Raw genomic sequence first — 24,001 nt, 5'->3', positions numbered from 1 at the left:
CGGTTCAAAAGGAACGACCGGCGCCGCGGAGGCCGGGCCCGCGCGGCGAAGTCGGAAAGGGGTTCGGCGATTACTGGAACTGCGAAAGGAAACGGATATCCCCGTCGAAGAACAGGCGCAGGTCGTTGACGCCGTAGCGCAGCATGGTCAGCCGGTCGGGGCCCATGCCGAACGCGAAACCGATGTACTTCTCGGGATCGAGACCCATGTTGCGCACCACGTTGGGGTGCACCTGCCCGGATCCCGCCACTTCCAGCCAGCGGCCTGCCAGCGGACCGTCCTGGAACTGGATGTCGATCTCGGCGCTCGGCTCGGTGAAGGGGAAGAAGCTCGGGCGGAACCGCAGCACCAGATCGTCGCTTTCGAAGAAGGTGCGGCAGAAGGCGGTGAACACGACCTTCAGGTCCTTGAAACTGACGTTCTCGCCGATCCAGAGCCCTTCGCACTGGTGGAACATCGGCGAGTGCGTGGCATCGCTGTCCACCCGGTAGGTACGGCCCGGCGCGATCACGCGGATCTCGGGCATCGGCTGGCCGGCGTCCAGCAGCGCGCGGTGCTTCTTCACGTGCTGGACGGCATGGCGGATCTGCATCGGACTCGTGTGCGTGCGCAGCAGCAACGGGGCGGATGCGGTGCCGCCTTCCACGTAGAAGGTGTCGTGCATCGAGCGCGCGGGATGGTCCTCGGGCGTGTTCAATGCCGTGAAGTTGAACCAGTCGGATTCGATTTCCGGGCCGTCCGCCACGTCGAATCCCATGGACCCGAAGATGCCCTCGATGCGCTCCAGGGTGAGCGAGACAGGATGCAGACCGCCCTGCCCCCGCTGGCGGCCGGGCAGCGTGACGTCGAGCGCCTCGGCCTGCAGTTGCGCCTGCAGTTCGGCGTCGGCCAGGGCCTGGCGGCGCTCGTTCAGGGCCTGCTCGATGGCCTGCTTGGCCACGTTCACCGCGGCACCCCGGGACTTCTTCTCCTCGACCGTCAGCTGGGCCAGGCCCTTGAGGAGTTCGGTCACCCGCCCGGCCTTGCCCAGGAACTGGGCCTTGGCATTTTCCAGGTCGGTGGGCGTGGCCGCGTCCGCGAACATCCTGCGGGCGGCATCTACCAGGGAATCCAGCTCGTTCATACCAACTCTTTGTCGTCTTGGAGAAATAAACAAGGGCTAGCGCCTTTTCAAGCCCTAGCCCTTGCTGTTGTTGCGCAGGCAAGCTACCCGGAGAGGATAGCTGCCGATCGTGAGATCAAGCGGCGGCCAGCTTGGCCTTGACTTGTTCCACGATGCTGCCGAAGGCAGCCTTGTCGTGCACCGCGAGGTCGGCCAGCATCTTGCGGTCGATCTCGATGGCAGCCTTCTTCAGGCCGTTCGTGAACTGGCTGTAGGTCAGGCCCAGTTCGCGAGAAGCGGCATTGATACGGGCGATCCACAGTTGGCGGAACACGCGCTTCTTGGTACGGCGGTCACGGTAGGCGTATTGGCCTGCCTTCATCACCGCCTGCTTGGCGATGCGGAAGACGTTGCCGCGGCGGCCGCGGAAACCCTTGGAGAGGGCCAGAACTTTCTTGTGACGGGCGCGTGCCGTTACACCACGTTTGACGCGAGGCATGTGTGTACTCCTTGTTCGTCTGAATCAGAGGCCGGCAAAGGGCAGCATCTGTGCCATGTGACCCATGTTGGTCTCATGCACGGACACGGCACCGCGCAGGTGACGCTTGTTCTTGGTGGTCTTCTTGGTCAGGATGTGACGCTTGAAGGCTTGACCGCGCTTGACGGTGCCACCGGGACGAACGCGGAAACGCTTTTTCGCGCTGCTCTTGGTCTTCATTTTGGGCATTTCAATGCTCCTTTTTGTCGTGCTCGCGAGGCGTTTGCAGACCCATCTGCAAACTTGCAGGCCCCGAGCCACTTCTTTTGCGGCCGCCATGGACGGCCGCGGCAGGGTACGAGACCCATGCCATGCCCGGATGCACTCGCATGCATCCGGAGACACTCCTGGCCCGCCACTCAGGTGGCCGGGGCCCCTTCCGCCACCGCCTTCGCGGCGGGCTTGCGCTTGCCGGGCGCGATCATCATGATCATCTGGCGCCCTTCGAGCTTCGGAAACTGTTCGACCACGATGGTGTCACCGAGGTCGTCGCGAATGCGGTTGAGCAGCGCGAGGCCGATTTCCTGGTGGGTGATTTCACGCCCGCGGAAGCGGAGCGTGATCTTGCACTTGTCGCCTTCGGCGAGGAAACGGCGGATGTTGCGCAGCTTGATGTTGTAGTCGCCGTCGTCCGTACCGGGACGGAACTTCACTTCCTTGATTTCAATGACCGTCTGCTTGGCCTTGGCCTCGGCCGCGCGCTTCTGCTCTTGGTACTTGAACTTTCCATAGTCCACAAGGCGGCACACGGGAGGGTTGGCCGTAGCGGCAATCTCCACCAGGTCCACATCCAGCTCGCCCGCCATGCGGAGGGCTTCCATGAGGCTGACCACCCCGAGCGGCTCGTTGTCCGGCCCGGAGAGGCGAACCTCGGGAGCCATGATTTCACGGTTCAGGCGGTGCTTGCGCTCCTCGCGCTGGCGACGGTCACGAAATTCAGTAGCGATGGCTGTATTCCTTCAATCAACAAGCCACGAAAAATGTGGCGATACGCCGTGGCATGGCGGGATCTCTGCGGCGTACCCGGCAGCACATCAGACCTTGTCGGCGATGTCCTGCCCGATCAGGGAAATGAAGGCCTCCAGCGGCATCACACCCAGATCACGGTTACCCCGCGCCCGCACGGCAACGGCTCCAGCCGCCTTCTCCTTGTCACCGACGACGAGGATATAGGGCAGCTTTTGCAACGAATGCTCTCGTATTTTATACGTAATCTTCTCGTTGCGCAGATCCAGCTCTACCCTAAGGCCTTGATTCGGCAGCGCTTTTTGGAGCTTTGCGGCAATTTCGCGACAGTAATCGTCCTGCGCGCCTGTAATGTTGAGCACCGCCACCTGCACCGGGGCCAGCCAGACGGGCAGTGCGCCCGCGTGCTGCTCGATCAGGATGCCGATGAAACGCTCCAGGCTGCCGACGATGGCGCGGTGCAGCACGATGGGACGGTGGCGCTGGCCGTCCTCCCCCACATATTCCGCGCCCAGGCGCTCCGGCATGGACGGATCCACCTGGATGGTGCCGCACTGCCAGTGGCGGCCGATCGCGTCGCGCAGCGTGTACTCGAGCTTCGGGCCGTAGAACGCGCCGTCGCCCACCGCGATCTGGTAGTCGCAGCCCGAGGCCTTCAGGCTCTCGATGAGGGCATTCTCGGCCTTGTCCCAGCTTTCTTCCGAGCCGATGCGCTTTTCAGGGCGCGTCGCCACCTTGTAGATGATGTCGGTGAAGCCGAAATCCTTGTAGACCTTCTGCAGCAGGGCCGTGAAGTTGATGCACTCCTGCTGTATCTGGTCCTCGGTGCAGAAGATGTGTCCGTCGTCCTGCGTGAAGGCGCGCACGCGCATGATGCCGTGCAGGCCGCCCGTGGGTTCGTTGCGGTGGCACTGGCCGAACTCGCCGTAGCGCAGCGGCAGGTCGCGGTAGCTCTTCACGCCCTGGTTGAAGATCAGGATGTGGCCGGGGCAGTTCATCGGCTTGAGGGCGTAGTCGTGCTTCTCGCTCTCCGTCGTGAACATGTTCTCGCGGTACTTGTCCCAGTGGCCCGTCTTCTCCCAAAGGTGCTTGTCGAGGATCTGCGGGCCCTTGACCTCCTGGTAGCCGTTGTCGCGGTACACCTGGCGCATGTACTGCTCCACGCCCTGCCAGATCGTCCAGCCCTTCGGGTGCCAGAAGACCGTGCCGGGGGAGTGCTCGTCGATGTGGAACAGGTCGAGCTCGCGGCCGAGGCGACGGTGGTCGCGCTTTTCGGCTTCCTCGATGCGCTTGACGTACGCCTCCAGGTCCTTCTTGTCGGCCCAGGCGGTGCCGTAGATGCGCTGCAGCTGCTCGTTCTTGGCATCGCCGCGCCAGTAGGCGCCGGAGACGCGCGTGAGCTTGAACACTTTCAGGAAGCGGGTGTTCGGCACATGCGGGCCGCGGCACATGTCCACGTATTCCTGGTGGTAGTACAGGCCCATGGCCTTCTCGTCGGGCATGTCCTCCACGAGGCGCAGCTTGTATTCCTCGCCACGCTCACGGAAGACTTCGATCACCTCGTCGCGGGGCGTCATCTTCTTGACGACGTCGTAATCCTGCGCGATGAGTTCCTTCATGCGCTGCTCGATCGCCGCGAGGTCTTCGGGCGTGAAGGGACGCTCATAGGCGATGTCGTAGTAGAAGCCCTCCTCGATCACCGGGCCGATCACCATCTTCGCCGTCGGGTAGAGCTGCTTGACGGCATGGCCCACCAGGTGGGCGCAGGAGTGGCGGATGATTTCCACGCCCTCCTGGTCCCGCGGAGTGATGATCTGCAGGCGCGCGTCGTGGTCGATCACATCGCTGGCGTCCACCAGGCGGCCATCGACCTTGCCGGCCACGGTCATCTTGGCGAGCCCCGGCCCGATGGACTGGGCCACGTCGGCCACGGAGACGGGGCCGGCGTATTCGCGTTGGGAGTTGTCGGGGAGCGTGATCCGGATCATGTGATGGAGCCTTGGTTCGACGGGAGGGTGCGCGAGAAAAGCGAAGGCGAAAAAAAACGCGGAACGATGTCCGCGCTTTTTCGGGGGTGCAGGCAACAATGAGTGACGTGCAGGCGCGAACATGCAGCCTAGCGGCTGCTGGAGGAGATCTCCGTAGTTCGCGGTGTCATAACCGTCATGCCTTTCTCGCCCTTGCAAGTGGTTGATGCAGGCATTCTAACCCGTGCCCGCGGGCGGGCCGCAAGGGCCCGCCCGCGGCGGATGATCAATGGAACTGCTCTTCCTCGGTGGAGCCGGTCAGCGCGGTCACGCTGGACTTGCCACCCTGGATCACGGTGGTCACCTCGTCGAAGTAGCCCGTGCCCACCTCCTGCTGATGGGACACGAAGGTGTAGCCGCGCTCGCGGGCCGCGAATTCGGGCTCCTGCACCTTTTCCACATAGGCGGACATGCCGCGCTTCACGTAATCCTGCGCCAGGTCGAACATGTTGAACCACATGCTGTGGATGCCGGCCAGCGTGATGAACTGGTACTTGTAGCCCATGGCGCCCAGCTCGCGCTGGAACTTGGCGATGGTCGCGTCGTCGAGGTTCTTCTTCCAGTTGAACGACGGCGAGCAGTTGTACGCGAGCAGCTTGCCCGGGTGCCTGGCGTGCACGGCCTCGGCAAACTTGCGGGCGAACTCCAGGTCCGGCGTGCCGGTCTCGCACCAGACGAGGTCCGCGTAGTCGGCATAGGCCACGGCCCGGCTGATGGCCTGGTCGATGCCCTTGCGGGTCTTGTAGAAGCCTTCGGCGGTGCGCTCGCCCGTCAGGAAGGGCTTGTCGTTCTCGTCGTAGTCGCTGGTGATGAGGTCCGCGGCCTCGGCGTCGGTGCGGGCGATGACCAGGGTGGGCACGCCGTACACGTCGGCGGCCATGCGCGCGGCGATGAGCTTCTGCACGGCTTCCTGCGTGGGCACCAGCACCTTGCCACCCATGTGGCCGCACTTCTTGACCGATGCGAGCTGGTCTTCGAAGTGCACGCCCGCGGCGCCGGCCCGGATCATGGCCTTCATGAGTTCATAGGCGTTGAGCACGCCGCCGAAGCCGGCCTCGGCATCGGCCACGATCGGGGCGTGGTAGTCGATGAAGCCTGCGTCGCCGGGGTTCACGCCCTTGGCCCACTGGATCTCGTCGGCGCGGGTGAAGCTGTTGTTGATGCGCTCCACGACCTTCGGCACGGAATCCACGGGGTACAGCGACTGGTCGGGGTACATCGCGGCGTACTCGTTGTTGTCGGCGGCCACCTGCCAGCCGGACAGGTAGATCGCCTTGATGCCGGCCTTGACCTGCTGCATGGCCTGGCCGCCGGTCAGAGCGCCGAGGCAGTTCACGTAGGGTTCGTTGTGGACGAGGTTCCAGAGCTTTTCAGCGCCGCGGCGCGCCAGCGTGTGTTCGACCTGGAAGGAACCGCGGAGCCGCACGACATCGGCGGCGCTGTAGCCGCGCTTGATCCCCTTCCAGCGGGGGTTCTGCGCCCAGTCTTTTTCCAGGGCGGCGATTTGCTGTTCACGGCTCAGTTGCTCATTGAAGGTTTGGGGCATGGTCATCTCCAGGAAGTGGGTGGAAACACGAAGGCGGTGTGTGCCGTCCTTGGAGACAACTTTAGGTCTTGTAGAAGACCCGCGCAAGCTCTTATGTCTTATATAAGACATAAAATTTTATCCAATAAAATCAATGACTTACGTGTCTAATTTCGAATTGCAAAATGCATTTTCTCGTATCGAGAAATTATGCGGCACCGCAACATTTCACCTTTTCACAATACGGCATGGGCGTTTCGTGGGTGAAATTTCAGCGCGCTGCCATCCAGTCCCCATGTAGAAGCCTGGGCGCACCCCGCAGGAAAGCTGGCGCGATCTCATATATCAGGCACGAAAGCTCCGCCCCACCCTCCTTGAGGCGAACCACCACCTCGCGCTTGACGTATTCGCCGGACGGTTCGGGCCAGATCTCCTCGATCCGGTCCAGGCAGCGCTCGAGCGCGGGGGTGATTGCATAGACCTCTCCCAGCACGGGCACCCGCCCTTCCCCTTCGGATGCAGGGCCGGTCAGCGCGATGCCCGGGTAGGCACCGAGGTCGTAGAGCACGCCGGGCACCGCTGCCGTGCCGACGGGCACCGGTGGCGGATCGAGCCGGGTGATGTCGTTGCTCCCTCCGCGGCGCAGGGTGCCGTAGACGAATACATGGCGAGCGGAATCGGAGCGCGGCGGCTGAGGCATGATGCATGGGTCCTAGAAATCAGCGTCGGCCCTGCAGTCTATCGAGCCGGGCCGCGATCGCCGCATGCCCAGCCGTCCAGTCGCCTATCTCTGCCTTGCCCTCAGCATGATCCTGGTGGGCAGCTATGTCGCACTTTCCAAACCCCTGTCCCAGGCGCTGCCGGTCTTCCTGCTGGCATGGATGCGGTTCGGGATCGGTGGCCTGGGCATGCTGTCGTGGCTGCGCAAGCCGGCGGACGAGCCCCCCATGTCTGCGCAGGTGCGCCGCCTGCTGTTCCTGGAATCGTTCCTGGGCAATTTCCTGTTCACGCTGTGCATGATCTCGGGCGTCGGGCTGACCAGCGCGGTCACTGCCGGCGTCACCATGGCGGGCATTCCGGCGGCGGTCGCGGTGATGAGCTGGTGTTTCCTGAAGGAGCGGGTGCCCCGCCGCACCTGGGCGGCCGTAGGCCTCGCGGTACTGGGCATCGCGCTGTTTTCCGTGGCGCAGCCGGGAGCCGGCGCGCATGCCGATTCCGGCACGCAGGGCGTTGCCCAGCCCCGCCACCTCGTCTGGCTCGGGCAATTGCTGTTGATCGGCGCGGTGATCTGCGAGGCGGCCTACTCGGTGATCGGCAAGAAGCTCACGGGCACGCTGGGCCCGCGCCGCATCACGGCGCTGATCAACCTGTGGGGGTTCCTGCTGGCCACGCCGATGGGGCTGTATGTGGCGCTGCAGTTCGATTTCTCGTCGCTCAAGCCGGGTATGTGGCTGCTGCTGGTGTTCTATGCGCTGGCCGCGAGCGTGTGGACCGTCTGGTTGTGGATGACCGGACTGAAGGTCGTTCCTGCCGCACAGGGCGGTGTCTTCACCGTGATGCTGCCTGTCAGTGCAGCGCTGGTCGGCGTGGTGGTGCTGGGCGAGCGGTTCACCCCTCTGCAACTGGTGGCCTTCGGGATCGCGGTGGCGAGCGTGGTGCTGGCCACGCTGCCAGGGCGCCGGAAACCGGCGGCGTCCGGCGGGCAGCCACCGCAGGCCTGAGCGGACAACCTGCCGCGCGGCCTCAGCGGCCCGTGACCTTGCGGAAGGGCGGCCTGATGCTGTCGCGGCGGGCCGGCAGTACCGGGGCGTTTTCCCGCGGCGCGTTGAGCACGATGCAGGTGGAGGTTTCGGCCAGCAGGCAGAACGCGGTCACGACCGCGTCGAGGTGGCTGACGTCGATGACCACGATCTCCAGGATCCAGCTGTCGTCACCGGTCACGTTGTAGGCATTGACCACCTCGGGCGTCTGCTCGATGAGCCGCACGACGCGCGCATACTCCGCGCGCCCCACCCGGATGATGGCGCGGATGCCATAGCCCAGGGCGGCATGGTCCACCCGGGCGCCATAGCCCCGGATGATGCCGGCCGCCTCGAGCTTGCGCACCCGCTCGGTGACCGCAGGTTGGCTGAGATGCACCTGCCGCCCCAGTTCGGCCATGGTGATGCGGCCATCCTGCTGGAGGGCCGCAAGGATGCGGGCATCGTAGCCGTCGATGTCTGTCTTTTCGGTCATCCTGCCATTTTGCCATGAAAACACCGGCAAGGCAGCCATTTAACCTTTGGATTGCCCTGTTGTGCGCCCGACAGCTTTCATAGGATATGGGCCATGCCGACCACCACCGCTCCGACTTTTTTCACCACGGCCCGCCTTCCGGCAGGCACGCTGCTGGCCCTGCTGTGCTGCTATCTGGTCTGGGGTTCCACCTACCTGGCGATCCGGATTGCGCTGGAGAGCTTCCCGCCGTTTTTCCAGATGGGCTCCCGGTTCCTGCTGGCGGGCGTGCTGCTGGCGCTGTTCATGGCCTGGCGAGGCCGCAGTGCGGGAGTCGCTGCCCTGCTCCCCACTGCGCGGCAATGGCGCAACGCGTTCATCGTGGGCAGCCTGATGCTCGGGGCCGGAATGGGACTCATCGCCACGGCCAGCCTGCACGTGGGCTCCGGGCTGATCGCGACATGCGTCGCCTCCGTGCCGCTGATGGTTACCGGCTGGGGCCTGTTCTGGGGACGCCGCCCGGGTGCCTGGGAACTGGCCGGGGTGTGCCTCGGCGCGCTGGGCGTGGCGCTGCTGATGCGGGGCGAGAGTTTCTCCGCAGCCCCGGCCAGCGTGGCGTGCGCATTGGCGGCCACGGCATGCTGGTCGCTCGGCTCGGTGCTCTCCACTACGCGCCTGCCGCTGGCTCCCGGGCCGATGGGGTTTGCCAGCGAGATGCTGTGCGGCGGTGCCGTGCTCATGGCGATTTCCTTCGCCCTGGGAGAACGCCCCGCCTGGCCGCCCAGCGCAGCGGCGCTCGCCGCCTGGGCTTATCTGGTGGTGTTCGGCTCCCTGGTCGCCTTCAGCGCATACCTGTACCTGCTCGCCCATGCCAGCCCGGCGCTGGCGTCCAGCTATGCGTTCGTGAACCCCGCGGTGGCGCTCGCCCTGGGCTGCGCGCTGGCCGGCGAAGCGATTTCCTCCCGCGAGGGCTGGGCCTGCGCGGTGATTTTGCTCGCCGTGGGAATGATCCTGCTGGGCCAGCGCCGGGTACGGAGCCGTTAGAGGCAGGCGTCGGAGGACGTATCGCAGGCCTTGATTTTCCGCACCTCGAAACGTACGCCGCTTTCGACGGCCGGGTCGCAACAACTGGAGGCAAAAAAACGCGCTCTTCCCTTGGAAAGGCGTTTTTTTGCCATTAGCATTCGCCGAACCAGTGAACAGCAGGTTTTCGCTGGTCACCGCTATTTCACTCCCAACAAGGAAAAACCAACATGGCAACTGCAAAGAAAGCTCCGGCTGCCGACAAGGCCGCGGCGCCCGCCAAGAAGCGCACGCCCAACGCCGCCTTCATGAAGGCCCTGACGCCCAGCCCGGCGCTGGCCGCCGTGGTCGGCTCCGACCCGCTGCCCCGCACGGAGATCATCAGCAAGCTGTGGGCCTACATCAAGGCCAACAACCTGCAGGACGCCGCCAACAAGCGCATGATCAACGCCGACGCGAAGCTGAAGGAAGTGTTCGGCAAGCCGCAGGTCTCCATGTTCGAGATGGCCGGCCTGATCGGCAAGCACGTGAAGTGACGTGCCTCGGCCCCATGCGGGGCCGAAGGTGGCCGGTTTCCGGTCGCCCCTCAAGGAAGAAGCCGGCCCTGCCGGCTTTTTCTTTGCCCGTGAGGCGCCGATGGCAGGCCGGTCCTGCAATGCCATGGGCTGGCGCCGGTCTTTATCGCGAATGATTCGCGTCTGCCATATCATTCCCGCTCTTCCGGGACCATCTTCCACCGACCACCAAGAGAGAGAGAACCACCGCATGCGCAACCGCATCCTGAGCTTCATCGCATCCGCCAGCCTGCTGGCCATCGCCGGCACCGCGCTCGCCCAGGAACAGGTCGTGAACCTGTACTCGGCACGCCATTACGCGACGGACGAGGCGCTCTACAGCGGATTCACGCAGGCCACCGGCATCAAGGTCAACCGGGTGGATGCCGATGACGCGGGGATCATGGCGCGCCTGAAGGCCGAAGGCTCCGCCTCCCCGGCCGACGTGATCCTGCTGGTGGACGCGGCCCGCCTCTACCGCGGCGAGGTGGACGGCCTCTTCCTGCCGATCCAATCCAAGGCCCTGGAAGACGCGATTCCCGCGAACCTGCGCGCGCGTCCTGCCGCCGATGGCGGCATCGCCTGGTTCGGCCTGTCCACCCGCGCACGCGTCATCGTCTACAACAAGGCGAAGGTGAACAAGGACGACGTGGACACCTACGAAGAACTGGGCGACCCGAAGAACAAGGGCAAGATCTGCATCCGCTCGGGCTCGCACCCCTACAACCTGAGCCTGTTCGGCGCGGTGACGGAGCATCTGGGCGAGCAGAAGGCCGAAGCCTGGCTCAAGGGGGTGGTCGCCAACCTCGCGCGTCCCCCGAAGGGCGGTGACACCGACCAGATCCGCGCCGTGGCGGCGGGCGAATGCGACATCGCCGTCACGAACAGCTATTACCTGGCCCGCATCATGCGGTCGGACAAGCCGGAGGACAAGGACGTGGCCAGCAAGGTGGCGGTGGTGTTCCCCGACCAGCAGTCGTGGGGCACGCACATGAACATCGCGGGCGGTGCCGTGGCGCGGTATTCGAAGAACCAGGCCAATGCGGTCAAGTTCCTCGAGTACCTGGCCAGTCCCGTGGCCCAGAACTACTTCGCGAACGGCAACAACGAGTGGCCGGCGGCCAAGGGCGTGGTGTCCGAGAATCCCGCGCTGCGTGCCATGACCGGCGGCCAGCCGTTCAAGAGCGAGACGATCCCGATCAGTGCCGTGGGCGAGCACATGCCCAAGGTGCAGCAGATGCTGGACCGGGTCGGCTTCAAGTAAGCCGCGTTCCGCGCCGCCCTCACCCCACGAAAGCCCGGCCTGCCGGGCTTTCGTACGTGTGGCGTGGCTGTTTTCTGGTTCATAATTGACGTTTACGTCAACGTCAAACTATCAAGGAGACAGTTCCATGGAGATCCAGGGCAAGGTATTCATCGTCACGGGCGGCGCGTCGGGCCTGGGCGAAGGCACGGCACGCATGCTCGCCGCTGCAGGCGGCCGCGTGGTCGTCGCGGACATGCAGGCGGACAAGGGCGAAGCCGTGGCACGCGATATCGGCGGCACTTTCGTGCGCTGCGACGTGACGAGCGAGGCCGACGGCCAGGCGGTGGTGACGCAGGCCGTGGCGCAGGGCAAGCTGATGGGACTGGTCAACTGTGCGGGCATCGCCCCCGCCGAGAAGACGGTGGGCAAGAACGGTGCCCATGGACTGGCGCTGTTCGCCAAGACGGTGACGGTGAACCTGATCGGCAGCTTCAACATGATCCGCCTCGCGGCCGAGGCCATGGCCCGCAACGAGCCCGAGTCCACCGGCGAGCGCGGGGTGCTGATTTCCACGGCCAGCGTGGCGGCCTACGACGGCCAGATCGGCCAGGCGGCCTATTCCGCATCCAAGGGCGGCATCGTGGGCATGACGCTACCCATCGCGCGCGACCTGGCGCGCAACGGGATCCGCAACATGACGATCGCGCCCGGCATCTTCGGCACGCCGATGCTGTTCGGCATGCCGCAGGAGGTGCAGGACGCGCTGGCCGCAGGCGTGCCCTTCCCGAGCCGGCTCGGCACGCCGCAAGACTATGCCCGCCTGGCCCGCCACATCTTCGAGAACGACATGCTCAATGGCGAGGTGATCCGGCTGGACGGCGCCATCCGCCTCGCACCGCGCTGAAGGGGCCGGGCGGGAGGCAACCGCCAGGGCAGGACAGGGTGCGGGTGTCAGGTCGATGCGCGCAGTTGCTCGCGCAGGCGCAGGCCGATGTCAGGGCGCTCCAAGAACGGGTCCGGAGGATTGCGAACGCCGACGATGCTTTCCATGCGGCTTTGCACGTTGCCCAGCGCCTGGGGATGGCTGAAGAGGTAGAAGCGGTTGGCGGAGATGCCGTCGAACACCATCTGCGCCACCTCGGCGGCCGTGACCTTGCCGCTGCCCACGGCCTTGTCGGTCATGGCCTGGCCGATGAGCTGGCTGCGCGTGGGGGGCGCGGTCACCGCGTCCGGCCGGTTGCGCTCGCTGCGGCCGATGCCGGTGGGTACGAAATACGGGCAGAGCACGCTGGCGCTGATCTGGTCCGTGACCAGGGCCAGATCCTGGTACAGCGTTTCGGTAAGGCTCACCACGGCGTGCTTGCTCACGTTGTAGATGCCCATGTTCGGGGGCGTGAGCAGGCCGGCCATGCTGGCGGTGTTGACGATGTGGCCACGCCAGGCCGGATCCTGCCGTGCGGCATCGAGCATCATGGGTGTGAAGAGGCGCACGCCATGCACCACGCCCATGAGGTTCACGCCGAGCACCCAGTTCCAGTCGGCGACGGTGTTTTCCCACACCAGTCCCCCGGCTCCCACGCCGGCATTGTTGAAGACGAAATGCGGGGCACCGAAACGCTCCCGGACGTCGGAGGCGAGCCGCTCCATCTGCCCGGCGTCGGAAACATCCACCCGCCTGGCCAGCACGTCGGCTCCGGCGGCCCGGATCTCGGCCTCGGCCCGGTCCAGCGCGTCCTGCTGCACGTCGACCAGCACGAGGCGCATGCCGCGTTGCGCGCCGATGCGGGCGCATTCGAGCCCGAACCCCGATCCGGCGCCGGTGAGCACGGCGGTCTTGCCCTGGAAGTCTTCGATCATGGTGTGGTTGTCTCCGTGGAAGTGAGCGTGTAGCCGATGCGCGGGAAGTGCACGTGGAGCGTGCCCGCGCGAGGGTCGGTGCGCGCCAGCGTGTAGCGCGTGCGGGTGGCGGCGACGAGGCGGCCTTCGGTCGGCTCGGTGCCGAAGCTCTCCGCGGCGATCGACACGTGCGCACCCAGCGGTATGCCGTGCTCGTCCTGGAAGACGTCGTCCACGAGCGGCAGCGGCTCCGCCCCGGCGGCCACCGTGATGGCATCCTGGGCGCTGAATTTCTCCATGCGGCCATGGCCGATGGCGGCGATGCGGTCCATCCACTCCAGCACGGCAGGGGTGGCCTTGAAGATGTCGGCCATCACCGGGACGCACTGCCGGGTGAACCACAGCGGGTGGTAGGCGGCGAAATCGGCCACGCAGGGTTCTGCGCCGAAGAGGTAGTCGTGCTCCTCGACCATGTGGGCGATGCGCCGCAGGTAGGAGCGGTAGGCGGCCGTGGCATCCTGCGGGCGCAGGCGGTTCATGCCGGCGCTCATGGCCTTGCGGTCGGCACCGAAGGCCTGGGCGGCCGTGGGCGGCAGGTTGGCGAACAGCTCGGCCGCGCCCCGCGGCTGGAGGTTGTAGGCCATGGCGGCCCAGAACAGGGTCGTATCCGACCATTGGGCGAACACGCGGGACACGCCCTTGAGGGCCAGGGGATACAGCACCGGCTCGGGCTGCAGGTGCTCCAGCACGTCGCAGATGAGGGCCGTGTCGCAATAGATGTCGGCGCCGACCTGCAGGAACGGCGTGCGGCGGTATCCGCCCGTGAGCGCGACCACGTCGGGCTTGGGCGCGATGCTGGGAACGATCACCGACTTCCAGGCCAGTTGCTTGAAGCCGAGGGCGAGCCGGATCTTTTCGGAGAACGGCGACGAGGGATAGTGGTGCAGGATGGGTTCGGGCAGGGACGGGGCCATGGCTTCTCCTGGTGGGTTTCCGGGCAGGCGCAGGTTACGCCGGAGCGGAGGTCGGCGTCCACAGCATCTCGACGTGGGGGATGCCGTCCTCCAGGTATTCGGGCGAGACCGTGGTGAACCCGGCCTCGCGGTAGAAGCGCTGCAGGTGGGCCTGCGCACTGATGCGCACCGCCCTGCCCGGCCATGCGGCCGCGCAGCGCGCGAGGCCTTCGCGCACGATCAGGCGGCCGGCGCCCGAGCCGCGGGCCTCGGGCGCCGTGACCACGCGGCCGATGGCCGGCTCCATGTACTTCACCCCGGGATCGACCACGCGCAGGTAGGCCAGCAGGTGCCCTCCGGCGTCACGCCCGAGCAGGTGCCACGCGCACTTGTCGGCACCGTCGGGGTCCTGGTAGGGGCCCTGCTCCAGGATGAACACGCGGCAGCGCAGGGCGAGCGCATCGTGCAGCGCATGCACGCCGAGATCGTCGAAGCGGGACCAGTGCCATAGCAGGGACGCGGCCATCAGACCAGCTTGACCAGCTGCTTGCCGAAGTTCTTGCCCTTGAGCAGGCCGAGAAAGGCTTCCGGCGCGGCGGCGATGCCCTCCGCGATCGTCTCGCGCGGGCGGAGCTTGCCCGAGCCGACGAGCCCGCCCAGTTCCTTGAGCGCCTCGGGCCAGATCTCCATGTGCTCGCTGACGATGAAGCCCTGCACCTTCATGCGGTTGATCAGGATGAGGGCCGGGTTCTGCAGCGGCAGGGGCTGGCCGTCGTAGCCGGCGATCATCCCGCAGATGGCCACGCGCGCGAAGGCGTTCGCGCGCAGCAGCACGGCATCGAGGATGTAGCCGCCGACATTTTCGAAGTAGCCGTCGATGCCCTGGGGGCAGGCCTGCTTCAGGGCCTGGGACATGCTCTTGAGGTCGCCGTGCTCGCGGTGGTCGATGCAGGCATCGAAACCCAGTTCCTCGGTCACATAGCGGCACTTTTCAGGGCCGCCGGCAATGCCCACCACGCGGCAGCCGCGTGCCTTGGCAAGGGCACCGAAGGCGCTGCCCACGGCACCCGAGGCGGCGCTTACCACCATGGTCTCGCCGGCCTTGGGTTCGATGATCTTCACGAGGCCGTACCAGGCGGTCACGCCGGGCATGCCCACCGCGCCGAGGTAGTGCGACAGCGGCACGTGGGTGGTGTCCACCTTGCGCAGCATGCCGGGAGCGTTGCCGTCCACCACGCTCCACTCCTGCCAGCCGCCCATGCCGACGACCTTGTCGCCCACGGCGAACTTGGGGTGGCGGCTTTCCGCCACTTCGCCGACGGTGCCGCCGATCATGACTTCGCCCAGGGGCTGGGACGCGGCGTAGCTCTTGCTGTCGTTCATGCGGCCGCGCATGTACGGGTCCAGGCTCAGGTAATGGTGGCGCACGAGCACCTGGCCGTCCTGCAGCGCGGGCGTGTCGGTGGCGACGAGCTTGAAGTTGCCGGTGCTGGCTTCGCCCTGCGGGCGGTTGTCCAGGAGGATCTGCTGGTTGCGTGGCATGGGGTATCTCCTTGTGTTCGGGAAAACAGATAGGCGTGGGAAACGGCGTGGATGGCGGCGCGGGTGACGGGTCAGTCGGTGGGAACCGATGCCGCGGGCTGTGCGGGCCGCTTCATGTACTTGAAGGTACCGGTGCCGTGGCTGCAGAGGCGGCCTTCGGCGTCGTAGATGCTGGCTTCCGTGAACGCGAGCGCGGTCGTGCGGTGCAGGAGCCGGCCCCGCGCCACCAGCGGCCCGCGGGCCGCCTGCATGAAGCTGGTCTTCATCTCGATGGTGACCACGCCGATGTCGGGCGGTATGTCGCTGCGGGCCGCCGTGGCCATGGCGACATCCATCAGGGTCATGGTGGCGCCGCCGTGGGTGACGCCGAAGGAATTCAGGTGGTCCGGCTGCGCGGTGTAGTGCAGTTCGGATTCTCCGCCCTGCATATGGTGCAGGGTGAAGCCGAGGTGGCTGACAAAGGGAATTTCGGCGCCGAAGCTCAACACGGGGAACACTCCATCAGGATCTGGGGAAGCTGCCAGCATAGCGAACGCAGTCGCCGCAGCGATGCAGGCGTTGCACTGTGCCGTGCGCTGTACAGCCTCAGCCTCCGGTCACCACGCTGACGCCGCCATCGACGGCCATCCACTGGCCGGTGATGTGCTTGCCGGCATCCGAGGCGTAGAGCAGGCACAGGCCCTTGAGGTCTTCCTCGTCGCCCAGGCGGCGCAGCGGCGCGTGCTCTGCCATCTTCTGCTCGCCCAGGGTCTCGATGAGCACCGAGGCCATCTTGGTCTTGAAGAAGCCCGGGCAGATGGCGTTGACATTGATACCGTGGACGCCCCACTCCGCCGCCAGCGCACGCGTGAAGTTGATCACTGCACCCTTGGAGGTGTTGTAGGCGATGGTCTTCATCTGGACGGGGTTGCCGCCCAGCCCTGCGATGGAGGCCACATTGATGATGCGGCCGCTGCGGCGCGGGATCATGCTTTGCTTGGCGATGGCCTGCGACAGCAGGAAGTAGCCGCGCACGTTGAGGTTCATGACCTTGTCCCACGCCGCGGTGGGATGGTCCTCGGCGGGAGCGCCCCAGCTGGCACCGGCATTGTTCACGAGGATGTCGATATCGCCCATGCGCTGCAGCGTTTCCTGCGCGAGGCGCTGGATGTCGGCCTCCTGCCCGCAGTCGGCGGCGATCCAGCGCGCATCGATGCCCGCGGCCTGCAGCGTGGCAGCGGACTCCTCCAGGTCGGCCGCCTTGCGGGACGTCAGCATGATCTTCGCGCCCGCCTCGCCCAGCGCCTGGGCCAGCTGCAGCCCGAGGCCGCGCGAGCCGCCAGTGACGAGGGCGGTCTTGCCGGAAAGGTCGAAAAGTTGCTGGACCGTGCGGGTCATGGGTATGCGTCTCCTGGAGTAATGGGATGCGGATTGATGTGCCGGGCCATTATGGGAGGGCCGAATGGATGGCATTGTCGCGAGAGTGATTGTCGGGCCCGTGCCCAATGGCAGCGCGAAGATTGGTGGGACGGTAGGGAATCCACTCAGGAACCACCGCACCGTGCACTGCAATCAGGAAGATCGCTTCGCCTGGCATTCAATCCATTCGTCGCGGTTCAGCCGTTCATGCCCGGACATATCGAGAATAGGATTAACCAGACTGTCAGGCTGACATATGCCCATAGAAACAAATTACAGAAATATTTACGCTCAGAGCATTCGAAACGAAGAACGCGAGCTGCAAAGATTCACCGCTGAAGTGAACGTCCATCTGCATGCCATTCAGTCCCGCCCTTCAGGCGGCCAGTTGCTCAGAGAACTGGCAGAGATCGGCGACAGGCGGAACCACAAGCTCACCATTCACGAAATGGAGCCCTCCAGAGCAGGGCCGCGCGCGCAAGGCGTGCTGTCCCGCCATCAGTTGGAAAGGCACTCCAACGCAACCAGTTTCAGCAAGATCAATGAAATTGCCGAGGAGCGGTATGCCATCAAGACCCGCAGCGGCCCCAATGAAGGCTCGAGCGCGCTGGTATCCTGGACAGCACATCAGACCAGTATGGGACTGGACCCGGATGGAGACCCCACGGGCCCGTGCGCCAGCCATACGGACAAGGTGAGCCTTCTGGCCCATGAACTCGTGCATGCCAAACACATGATGGCCGGTACCTGGATAGGAAATTCCGGTGATCCCACCGACCCTGAATCACCTGCTGGCAAAGAAGAGTTGCGAGCGGTCGGACTCGGAGAATATAAATATTCGGCAACCGGTGAACCTTCTGAAAACTCGGTCAGGGCGGAACACGGCTTGCCGAAAAGAAAAAGCTACCATCATTCAGGTTACCGAAGCGACTGACGGAGCAGACAACGCCCTTCCCATGAACCATGGGGAGGCGCGAACTCCATCATCGCGCGCAGCCGGCTGCAGCGATCAGAATCCATTTTCAGGCATCTCCACACAGGTCATGTCGCGGGTGCGGACGACGTTCAGCCAGGCCCCGATCCTGGGCAGCTCATAGCGGAAGAAATAGCGCATGGCACCCAGCCGGCCCGTGTCGTCGGCTGCCAGGGGCGACGCAGACGCCGCAGCCCGGGCGAGCACGGCGACCGCGATGTCCAGCCATATCCAGGCCAGCACCATGTGCCCGGCCGCCTGCATGTAGGGCACGGCGTTGGCCAGGGCCTCGGCAGGTTCGCCCGTGGCCCAGGCCGCCTTGGTGGCCGCGCCGACTTCGGACAGCGCGCGGGCCAGCTCATTGGCATGCGCGGCAAGTTCGGGCTGCTCCATGGCGCGCTGGATGGTGGCGTTCACGCGCCCGGCAAGCAGTTGCAGGCCGCGCCCCCCTTCCATGACCACCTTGCGGCCCAGCAGGTCCATCGCCTGGATGCCGTGCGTGCCTTCGTGGATCATGTTGAGGCGGTTGTCGCGCCAGTACTGCTCCACCGGGAAGTCGCGCGTGTAGCCGTAGCCGCCGTGGATCTGGATGGCCAGGGAGTTGGCTTCCAGGCACCATTCGCTGGGCCAGCTCTTGGCGATGGGCGTGAGCACCTCCAGCAGCAGCCGCGCCTCGTCGGCGGCATCCGGGCTGCCCGTGTGCTGCTCGTCCACGAGGCGCGCGCAGTAGAGGTTGAGGGCCAGCGCGCCTTCGCCGTAGCTCTTCTGCGCCAGCAGCATGCGCCGGATGTCGGCGTGCTCGATGAGGCGCACGGGCGGCGCGGAGGCGTCCTTGCCGGCCTTGCCGTCGCCCGCTGCCGAGCGCGGCACGATCGGCCGGCCCTGGGTGCGGTCCTTGGCGTACTGCAGGCTCGCGCGGTAGCCGGCCAGGCCGAGCATGGTGGCGGCCATGCCGATGCCGATGCGTGCCTCGTTCATCATGTGGAACATGCACTTCAGGCCGTCGCCCGGCCCGCCCACCCGGTAGCCGATGGCGCCCGCGCCGCGGCCGTCCAGCCCGCCCGGCCCCTGCCCTGCCCGCACGGGGTACGTGCCCTCCCCGAAATTGAGCAGCGTGTTGGTGGTGCCCCGCCAGCCGAGCTTGTGGTTGAGGCCCGCCAAAGCCACATCGTTGCGCTCGCCGGTGAGCTGCCCGGAGCGGTCCACCAGATGCTTGGGCACGATGAAGAGCGAAATACCCTTCACGCCGGGCACCGGGCGGCCGTCCGGCCCGGGGATCTTGGCCAGCACGAGGTGGACGATGTTCTCGGTCATCTCGTGGTCGCCGGAGGAAATCCACATCTTGTTGCCGGCCAGGCGGTAGCGCGGGCCGAGCGGATCGGACTCGAAATCGTCTCCATCAGGCACGGCGCGCGTGGCGATGTCGGAGAGCGAGGAGCCTGCCTGGGGCTCGGAGAGGCACATGGTGCCGGACCAGCGCCCGTTGAATTCGTTGAGGGCGAAGACTTCGCGCTGGGCCTCGGTGCCGTGCACCATGAGCAGGTTGGCGTTGCCGACAGTGAGCAGGTTGGAGCCGATGCTGATCGACGCCTCCGCGAAGAAGCTGTTGGCCGCAGCCTCCAGGGTGTAGGGCAACTGCATGCCGCCGATGGCGTAATCCTGGGCCGCGCTCAGCATGCCCGACTCGGCATAGGCCCTCCGGGCTTCGTGCGTGGCGCGGGGCAGCACGACGCGCCCGTCTTCCATGCGCGGCTCCTCGGTGTCCACAAGGCGGTTGAACGGGGCGTATTTCTCCCGGGCAATGCGCTCGCAGGTGTCGAGCACGGCGTCGAAGGTTTCGCGCGAATGGTCGGCGAATCGCTCCCGCTGCGTGAGCGCGGCGGCATCGAGCCAGTCGTGGAGCAGGAAGTCGAGGGTGGAACGCAATGGCATGGACGCATTTCCGCAGGGAACGAAGTTGGGACGCCGTACCGGATCTGCCGGCACGGCGCGGGAGGCGGAGGATCAGCCGCCGGGCCGGGAGGGCAGCGCCGCGATGGTGCCCTGCGCCGCGGCACAGAGCTTTTCCTCCCCGTCCGCGACCGCATAGACCTCGCACCGGCACACGGCCTGGGTCCGCCCGCAGTGCAGTGTTTCCGCCCGTGCGACCAGCCATTCGCCGCGGGCCGGCCGCAGGTAGTTGATCTTGAGCTCGGAGGTGACCACCGGAACCTGCAGCGCCGCGCCACCCGCATAGGTGAGCGCGTTGTCGGCCAGGTAGCTCACCACGCCGCCATGCACGAAGCCGTGCTGCTGGAGCAGTTGGGGCGTGACAGGCAGGCGCAACTCGCAGCGCGACGGAGAGAAGGCGGCCAGTTCGGCGCCCAGCAGCTGGCTGAAGGGCTGCCGGGGCAGCACCTCGCGGCCATGGGCGAGCCATTCGGCATCGCTGCGGGGCCGGGCCGCCACCTCCTGCGGGCTGCTGCACATGGCGCGCTCAGAACACTTCGAACACGCCGGCGGCGCCCATGCCGCCGCCGATGCACATCGTGACGCAGACGCGCTTGGCGCCGCGGCGGCGGCCTTCGATGAGCGCATGGCCCGTGAGGCGCTGGCCGCTCACGCCGTAGGGGTGGCCGAGGGCGATGGCGCCGCCGTTCACGTTCAGGCGATCGGCCGGGATGCCGAGCTTGTCGCGGCAGTACAGCACCTGCACGGCGAAGGCTTCGTTCAGCTCCCACAGGTCGATGTCCTGCACCGTCAGGCCCAGCTTCTTGAGCACCTTGGGCACGGCGAAGACGGGACCGATGCCCATCTCGTCCGGCTCGCAGCCCGCCACGGCGAAGCCGAGGAAACGGCCCAGGGGCTTGAGGCCCTTGCGGCTCGCATAGTCTTCGCTCGTGATGACGCAGGCGCCCGCGCCGTCCGAGAACTGGCTGGCGTTGCCGGCCGAGATCACGCCGCCGGGCAGCGCGGGCTTGATGCCGGCGATGCCTTCCTTCGTGGTGCCTTCGCGCGTGCCTTCGTCCTTGCTCACCGTCACTTGCTTGGTAATGAGGCCCAGGGTCTTGTCGGCCACGCCGGCCGTGACGGTGATGGGCGCGATCTCGTCGTCGAACTTGCCGGCGGCCTGCGCGGCGCAGGCCTTCTGCTGGCTGGCGGCGCCGTATTCGTCCATGGCGTCGCGGCCGATGTGATAGCGCTTGGCGACCTGCTCGGCGGTCTCCAGCATGCTCCAGTAGATCTCGGGCTTGGCCTTGGCCAGCTCGAGGTCGCGCAGCATGTGCGTGTTCATTTCCTGCTGCACGCAGGAGATGCTCTCGACGCCGCCGGCGACGAACACGTCGGCCTCGCCCGCGATGATGCGCTGCGCGGCCAGCGCGATGGTCTGCAGGCCGGAGGAACAGAAGCGGTTGACGGTCATGCCCGAGGTGGTGACGGGCAGGCCGGCGCGCAGCGCGATCTGGCGTGCGATGTTCGCGCCCGTCGCGCCCTCGGGGTTGGCGCAGCCCATGATGACGTCGTCGACTTCCGAGCCGTCGATGCCGGCGCGCTGCACGGCGTGCTGGACCGCATGGCCGCCGAGCGTGGCGCCGTGGGTCATGTTGAAGGAGCCCTTCCAGCTCTTGGCGAGCGGCGTGCGGGCGGTGGAAACGATCACTGCGGAGGTCATGTGCGGATTCCCTGGTTCTTTGCAAACATGCGGACGGCGCGGGTCAGGCGAAGGCCTTGCCCTCGGCGGCGAGGCGGGAGAGCAGCGGCGCGGGCTCCCACGCGGCGGCATCGTCCAGCGGGTTCTGCGCGAAGCGCTGCATCGACTGCGCGACGTTGAAGAGGCCCACTTCGCTCGCGTAGTGCATCGGGCCGCCGCGGTGGATGGGGAAGCCGTAGCCGGTCAGGTACACCATGTCGATGTCGCCGGACTTGCTGGCGATGCCCTCTTCCAGGATCTTCGCGCCCTCGTTGACCAGGGCATAGACCAGGCGCTGCACGATTTCCTCGTCGCTGATCTTGCGCGGGGTGATGCCGAGTTCCTTGCGGTGGTCCTCGATCATCTGGTTCACCAGGTCGCTCGGGATGGCGTCGCGCTTGCCCGGCTTGTAGTCGTACCAGCCGGCGCCCGTCTTCTGGCCGTAGCGGCCCAGTTCGCAGAGCTTGTCGGCCGTGCGGCTGTACTTCATGTCCGGGCGCTCCACGGCACGGCGCTTGCGGATCGCCCAGCCGATGTCGTTGCCGGCGAGGTCCCCCATGCGGAACGGGCCCATGGCGAAGCCGAATTTCTCGATGGCCTTGTCCACCTGCTGGGGCGTGGCGCCTTCGTCGAGGAGGAAGCCGGCCTGCTGGCTGTAGCGCTCGATCATGCGGTTGCCGATGAAACCGTCGCACACGCCGGAGACCACGGCGGTCTTCTTGATCTTCTTGGCGAGCGCCATCACGGTGGCGAGCACGTCCTTGGCGGTCTGCTTGCCGCGCACCACCTCCAGCAGCTTCATCACGTTGGCGGGGCTGAAGAAGTGCATGCCGACCACGTCCTGCGGGCGCTTCGTGAACGCGGCGATCTGGTCCACGTCGAGCGTGGAGGTGTTGGAAGCGAGGATGGCGCCGGGCCTGGCGACCTCGTCGAGCTTCCTGAACACGGTTTCCTTGACGCCCATCTCTTCGAACACGGCCTCGATGACGAGGTCCACGTCCTTCAGGTCGTCATAGCTCAGCGTGGGCGTGAGCAGGGCCATGCGCTGCTCGTACTTGTCCTGCTTGAGCTTGCCCTTGGCGACCTGGGCCTCGTAGTTCTTGCGGATGGTGGCCAGGCCCCGGTCCAGCGCCTCCTGCTTGGTCTCCAGGATGGTGACGGGAATGCCGGCGTTCAGGAAGTTCATGCTGATGCCGCCGCCCATGGTGCCGGCGCCGATCACGCCCACCTTGCGGATCTCGCGCTTCGGGGTGTCCGAAGGCACATCGGGGATCTTGCTCGCGGCGCGTTCGGCCAGGAACAGGTGGCGCAGCGCGCGGGACTCGGGCGTCCACATGAGGTTGACGAACAGCTCGCGCTCGTAGGCCAGGCCATCTTCGAATTTGCGCTTGGTGGCGGCTTCCACGGCGTCCACGCACTTGAGCGGCGCGGGGAAGTTCTTCGCCATGCCCTTGACCATGTTGCGGGCGAACTGGAAGTAGGCATCGCCCTGCGGGTGCCTGGCCGGCAGGTTGCGCACCAGCGGCAGCGGGCGGGTGTCGGCCACGCTGCGCGCGAAGGCCAGGGCCTCTTCGGCGAGCGATTCGGCCGAGGCGGCCATCCTGTCGAACAGCTTCTGGCCGGGCATGCCACCGATCAGTTCGCTCTTCACGGGCTCGCCGCTCACGATCATGTTGAGCGCGGCTTCCACGCCGACGACGCGCGGCAGGCGCTGGGTGCCGCCCGCGCCGGGCAGCAGGCCCAGCTTCACCTCGGGCAGCGCCATGCTGCAGCCGGGGGCGGCGATGCGGTAGTGGCAGCCCAGGGCCAGCTCCAGGCCGCCGCCCATGCACACGGTGTGGATGGCGGCCACGACGGGCTTGGCCGACCCTTCCACCGCGCGGATCACCGAGTGCAGGTTGGGCTCCTGCAGGGCCTTGTCCGTGCCGAATTCCTTGATGTCCGCGCCGCCGGAGAACGCGCCGCCGGCCCCCGTGACGACGATGGCCTTCACGGCCGCATCGGCGTTCGCGCGGGCCAGCCCGTCGGTGATGCCCTTGCGCGTGGCATGGCCCAGCCCGTTGACGGGCGGGTTGGCCAGGGTGATCACGGCTACGTCGCCGTGGACTTGGTATTCAGCGGTCATTGCTTGTCCCTTGGTTTGGTATGGAAAAGAACGGTCGTGCTTTTTGATTCTAGAGAGTCCGGACGAGGATGCCAGCCAGGGTTGTCCCGGCTGGGACAGAACGCGTGGCCGGGAGGGATGGCGCGCCGCCTGTACGGGTGGCGCAAAGGCCACGGCCAACAGGCGGTTACAGCCGTGTTCCTGCTGCCCCGTTAAGGTGGCGCTGGCGCGAAGGGGTACCCCGCGGGGGCCGGTCCGCGCCATGTTCCAGGGGACGCGCCAGGCGCGCCCTGCCCTCCCGGCACGGCCGCTCCGGTTGCGCTGTCCCCG

General features: G+C 66.3%; 24 protein-coding genes. 6 read left to right on the top strand and 18 right to left on the bottom strand.

Translation table 11 applies throughout. The features are described from left to right. Nucleotides 1–70: 70 nt before the first annotated feature. From pheS to ACGHC0_RS12660, 7 genes are all read right to left on the bottom strand, one after another. Nucleotides 71–1,123: a phenylalanine--tRNA ligase subunit alpha gene (pheS, locus tag ACGHC0_RS12690; RefSeq protein WP_415265742.1), complete on the bottom strand. Its 1,053-nt coding sequence runs from the start codon at nucleotides 1,121–1,123 to the stop codon at nucleotides 71–73. 115 nt (nucleotides 1,124–1,238) lie between these two features. Next, nucleotides 1,239–1,601, bottom strand: coding sequence for a 50S ribosomal protein L20 (rplT, locus tag ACGHC0_RS12685; protein ID WP_011795945.1), 363 nt, complete (start codon nucleotides 1,599–1,601; stop codon nucleotides 1,239–1,241). Nucleotides 1,602–1,625: 24 nt separating this feature from the next. Next, nucleotides 1,626–1,829, bottom strand: coding sequence for a 50S ribosomal protein L35 (rpmI, locus tag ACGHC0_RS12680; RefSeq protein WP_011795946.1), 204 nt, complete (start codon nucleotides 1,827–1,829; stop codon nucleotides 1,626–1,628). Nucleotides 1,830–1,999: 170 nt separating this feature from the next. After that, on the bottom strand, nucleotides 2,000–2,587 hold the full coding sequence (gene infC, locus ACGHC0_RS12675) for a translation initiation factor IF-3 (protein ID WP_074686782.1): 588 nt from the start codon (nucleotides 2,585–2,587) through the stop codon (nucleotides 2,000–2,002). An 87-nt stretch (nucleotides 2,588–2,674) separates the two neighbouring features. Then, nucleotides 2,675–4,594, bottom strand: a complete 1,920-nt coding sequence (gene thrS / locus ACGHC0_RS12670; protein ID WP_368355529.1) for a threonine--tRNA ligase — start codon at nucleotides 4,592–4,594, stop codon at nucleotides 2,675–2,677. Nucleotides 4,595–4,859: 265 nt separating this feature from the next. Then, nucleotides 4,860–6,179 (bottom strand): isocitrate lyase, encoded by a 1,320-nt coding sequence (gene aceA / locus ACGHC0_RS12665; protein WP_092833445.1) that lies wholly within the window; start codon nucleotides 6,177–6,179, stop codon nucleotides 4,860–4,862. Nucleotides 6,180–6,429: 250 nt separating this feature from the next. After that, nucleotides 6,430–6,858, bottom strand: coding sequence for a gamma-glutamylcyclotransferase family protein (locus ACGHC0_RS12660; RefSeq protein WP_368355528.1), 429 nt, complete (start codon nucleotides 6,856–6,858; stop codon nucleotides 6,430–6,432). A gap of 64 nt (nucleotides 6,859–6,922) precedes the next feature. On the opposite strand from ACGHC0_RS12660, the gene ACGHC0_RS12655 reads away from it, so the two are divergent. Continuing rightward, on the top strand, nucleotides 6,923–7,879 hold the full coding sequence (locus ACGHC0_RS12655) for a DMT family transporter (RefSeq protein ID WP_415265741.1): 957 nt from the start codon (nucleotides 6,923–6,925) through the stop codon (nucleotides 7,877–7,879). A 22-nt stretch (nucleotides 7,880–7,901) separates the two neighbouring features. Here ACGHC0_RS12655 and ACGHC0_RS12650 read toward each other — a convergent pair whose 3' ends face one another. Continuing rightward, a complete protein-coding gene (locus tag ACGHC0_RS12650) occupies nucleotides 7,902–8,393 on the bottom strand; it encodes an Lrp/AsnC family transcriptional regulator (RefSeq protein WP_415265740.1) in 492 nt (163 codons plus the stop codon). A gap of 93 nt (nucleotides 8,394–8,486) precedes the next feature. Between ACGHC0_RS12650 and yedA the strand changes: the two genes are divergently transcribed. From yedA to ACGHC0_RS12630, 4 genes are all read left to right on the top strand, one after another. Next, entirely contained in the window at nucleotides 8,487–9,416 is a 930-nt protein-coding gene (gene yedA / locus ACGHC0_RS12645) for a drug/metabolite exporter YedA (RefSeq protein ID WP_415265739.1), read from the top strand. A 209-nt stretch (nucleotides 9,417–9,625) separates the two neighbouring features. Next, complete coding sequence (locus ACGHC0_RS12640; RefSeq protein WP_011795954.1) at nucleotides 9,626–9,931, top strand: SWIB/MDM2 domain-containing protein; 306 nt, start codon at nucleotides 9,626–9,628, stop codon at nucleotides 9,929–9,931. A gap of 229 nt (nucleotides 9,932–10,160) precedes the next feature. Further along, entirely contained in the window at nucleotides 10,161–11,213 is a 1,053-nt protein-coding gene (locus ACGHC0_RS12635; RefSeq protein WP_415265738.1) for an extracellular solute-binding protein, read from the top strand. Nucleotides 11,214–11,340: 127 nt separating this feature from the next. After that, on the top strand, nucleotides 11,341–12,099 hold the full coding sequence (locus ACGHC0_RS12630) for a 3-hydroxyacyl-CoA dehydrogenase (protein ID WP_368355523.1): 759 nt from the start codon (nucleotides 11,341–11,343) through the stop codon (nucleotides 12,097–12,099). 47 nt (nucleotides 12,100–12,146) lie between these two features. On the opposite strand, the gene ACGHC0_RS12625 is transcribed toward ACGHC0_RS12630, so the two are convergent. From ACGHC0_RS12625 to ACGHC0_RS12600, 6 genes are all read right to left on the bottom strand, one after another. Then, nucleotides 12,147–13,052 carry an SDR family oxidoreductase gene (locus ACGHC0_RS12625; protein WP_415265737.1) on the bottom strand — a complete coding sequence of 302 codons (906 nt, stop codon included), beginning with the start codon at nucleotides 13,050–13,052 and terminating at the stop codon, nucleotides 12,147–12,149. After that, nucleotides 13,049–14,005, bottom strand: a complete 957-nt coding sequence (locus tag ACGHC0_RS12620; RefSeq protein ID WP_415265736.1) for a glutathione S-transferase family protein — start codon at nucleotides 14,003–14,005, stop codon at nucleotides 13,049–13,051. The genes ACGHC0_RS12625 and ACGHC0_RS12620 overlap by 4 nt, the downstream gene beginning before the upstream one ends. A gap of 34 nt (nucleotides 14,006–14,039) precedes the next feature. Then, nucleotides 14,040–14,510: a GNAT family N-acetyltransferase gene (locus ACGHC0_RS12615; protein WP_368355520.1), complete on the bottom strand. Its 471-nt coding sequence runs from the start codon at nucleotides 14,508–14,510 to the stop codon at nucleotides 14,040–14,042. Beyond that, on the bottom strand, nucleotides 14,510–15,526 hold the full coding sequence (locus tag ACGHC0_RS12610; RefSeq protein ID WP_368355519.1) for an NADP-dependent oxidoreductase: 1,017 nt from the start codon (nucleotides 15,524–15,526) through the stop codon (nucleotides 14,510–14,512). The genes ACGHC0_RS12615 and ACGHC0_RS12610 overlap by 1 nt, the downstream gene beginning before the upstream one ends. Nucleotides 15,527–15,597: 71 nt before the next feature. Beyond that, complete coding sequence (locus ACGHC0_RS12605) at nucleotides 15,598–16,014, bottom strand: PaaI family thioesterase (protein ID WP_368355518.1); 417 nt, start codon at nucleotides 16,012–16,014, stop codon at nucleotides 15,598–15,600. Between the two features lie 97 nt (nucleotides 16,015–16,111). Beyond that, nucleotides 16,112–16,903 carry an SDR family oxidoreductase gene (locus ACGHC0_RS12600; RefSeq protein ID WP_368355517.1) on the bottom strand — a complete coding sequence of 264 codons (792 nt, stop codon included), beginning with the start codon at nucleotides 16,901–16,903 and terminating at the stop codon, nucleotides 16,112–16,114. A gap of 277 nt (nucleotides 16,904–17,180) precedes the next feature. Here ACGHC0_RS12600 and xopG point away from each other — a divergent pair, with 277 nt between their 5' ends. After that, a complete protein-coding gene (xopG, locus tag ACGHC0_RS12595) occupies nucleotides 17,181–17,858 on the top strand; it encodes a XopG/HopH/AvrPtoH family type III secretion system effector (protein ID WP_368355516.1) in 678 nt (225 codons plus the stop codon). Nucleotides 17,859–17,933: 75 nt separating this feature from the next. Here xopG and ACGHC0_RS12590 read toward each other — a convergent pair whose 3' ends face one another. The 4 genes from ACGHC0_RS12590 to ACGHC0_RS12575 all read right to left on the bottom strand — a co-directional run bounded on the left by ACGHC0_RS12590 (nucleotide 17,934) and on the right by ACGHC0_RS12575 (nucleotide 23,692). After that, nucleotides 17,934–19,829, bottom strand: coding sequence for an acyl-CoA dehydrogenase (locus ACGHC0_RS12590; protein ID WP_368355515.1), 1,896 nt, complete (start codon nucleotides 19,827–19,829; stop codon nucleotides 17,934–17,936). 72 nt (nucleotides 19,830–19,901) lie between these two features. Further along, entirely contained in the window at nucleotides 19,902–20,366 is a 465-nt protein-coding gene (locus ACGHC0_RS12585; protein WP_415268371.1) for a PaaI family thioesterase, read from the bottom strand. A gap of 7 nt (nucleotides 20,367–20,373) precedes the next feature. Next, nucleotides 20,374–21,549 carry an acetyl-CoA C-acyltransferase gene (locus ACGHC0_RS12580; protein ID WP_368355513.1) on the bottom strand — a complete coding sequence of 392 codons (1,176 nt, stop codon included), beginning with the start codon at nucleotides 21,547–21,549 and terminating at the stop codon, nucleotides 20,374–20,376. Nucleotides 21,550–21,592: 43 nt separating this feature from the next. Continuing rightward, nucleotides 21,593–23,692 carry a 3-hydroxyacyl-CoA dehydrogenase NAD-binding domain-containing protein gene (locus ACGHC0_RS12575; RefSeq protein ID WP_415268370.1) on the bottom strand — a complete coding sequence of 700 codons (2,100 nt, stop codon included), beginning with the start codon at nucleotides 23,690–23,692 and terminating at the stop codon, nucleotides 21,593–21,595. Between the last annotated feature and the right edge of the window lie 309 nt (nucleotides 23,693–24,001).

Origin of the sequence: Acidovorax sacchari (assembly GCF_042847045.1) — a bacterium.
GTDB lineage: Bacteria > Pseudomonadota > Gammaproteobacteria > Burkholderiales > Burkholderiaceae_C > Paracidovorax > Paracidovorax sacchari.
Note: the sequence above shows the minus strand (reverse complement) of the source record. Positions and strands in the feature narration are given on the sequence as shown.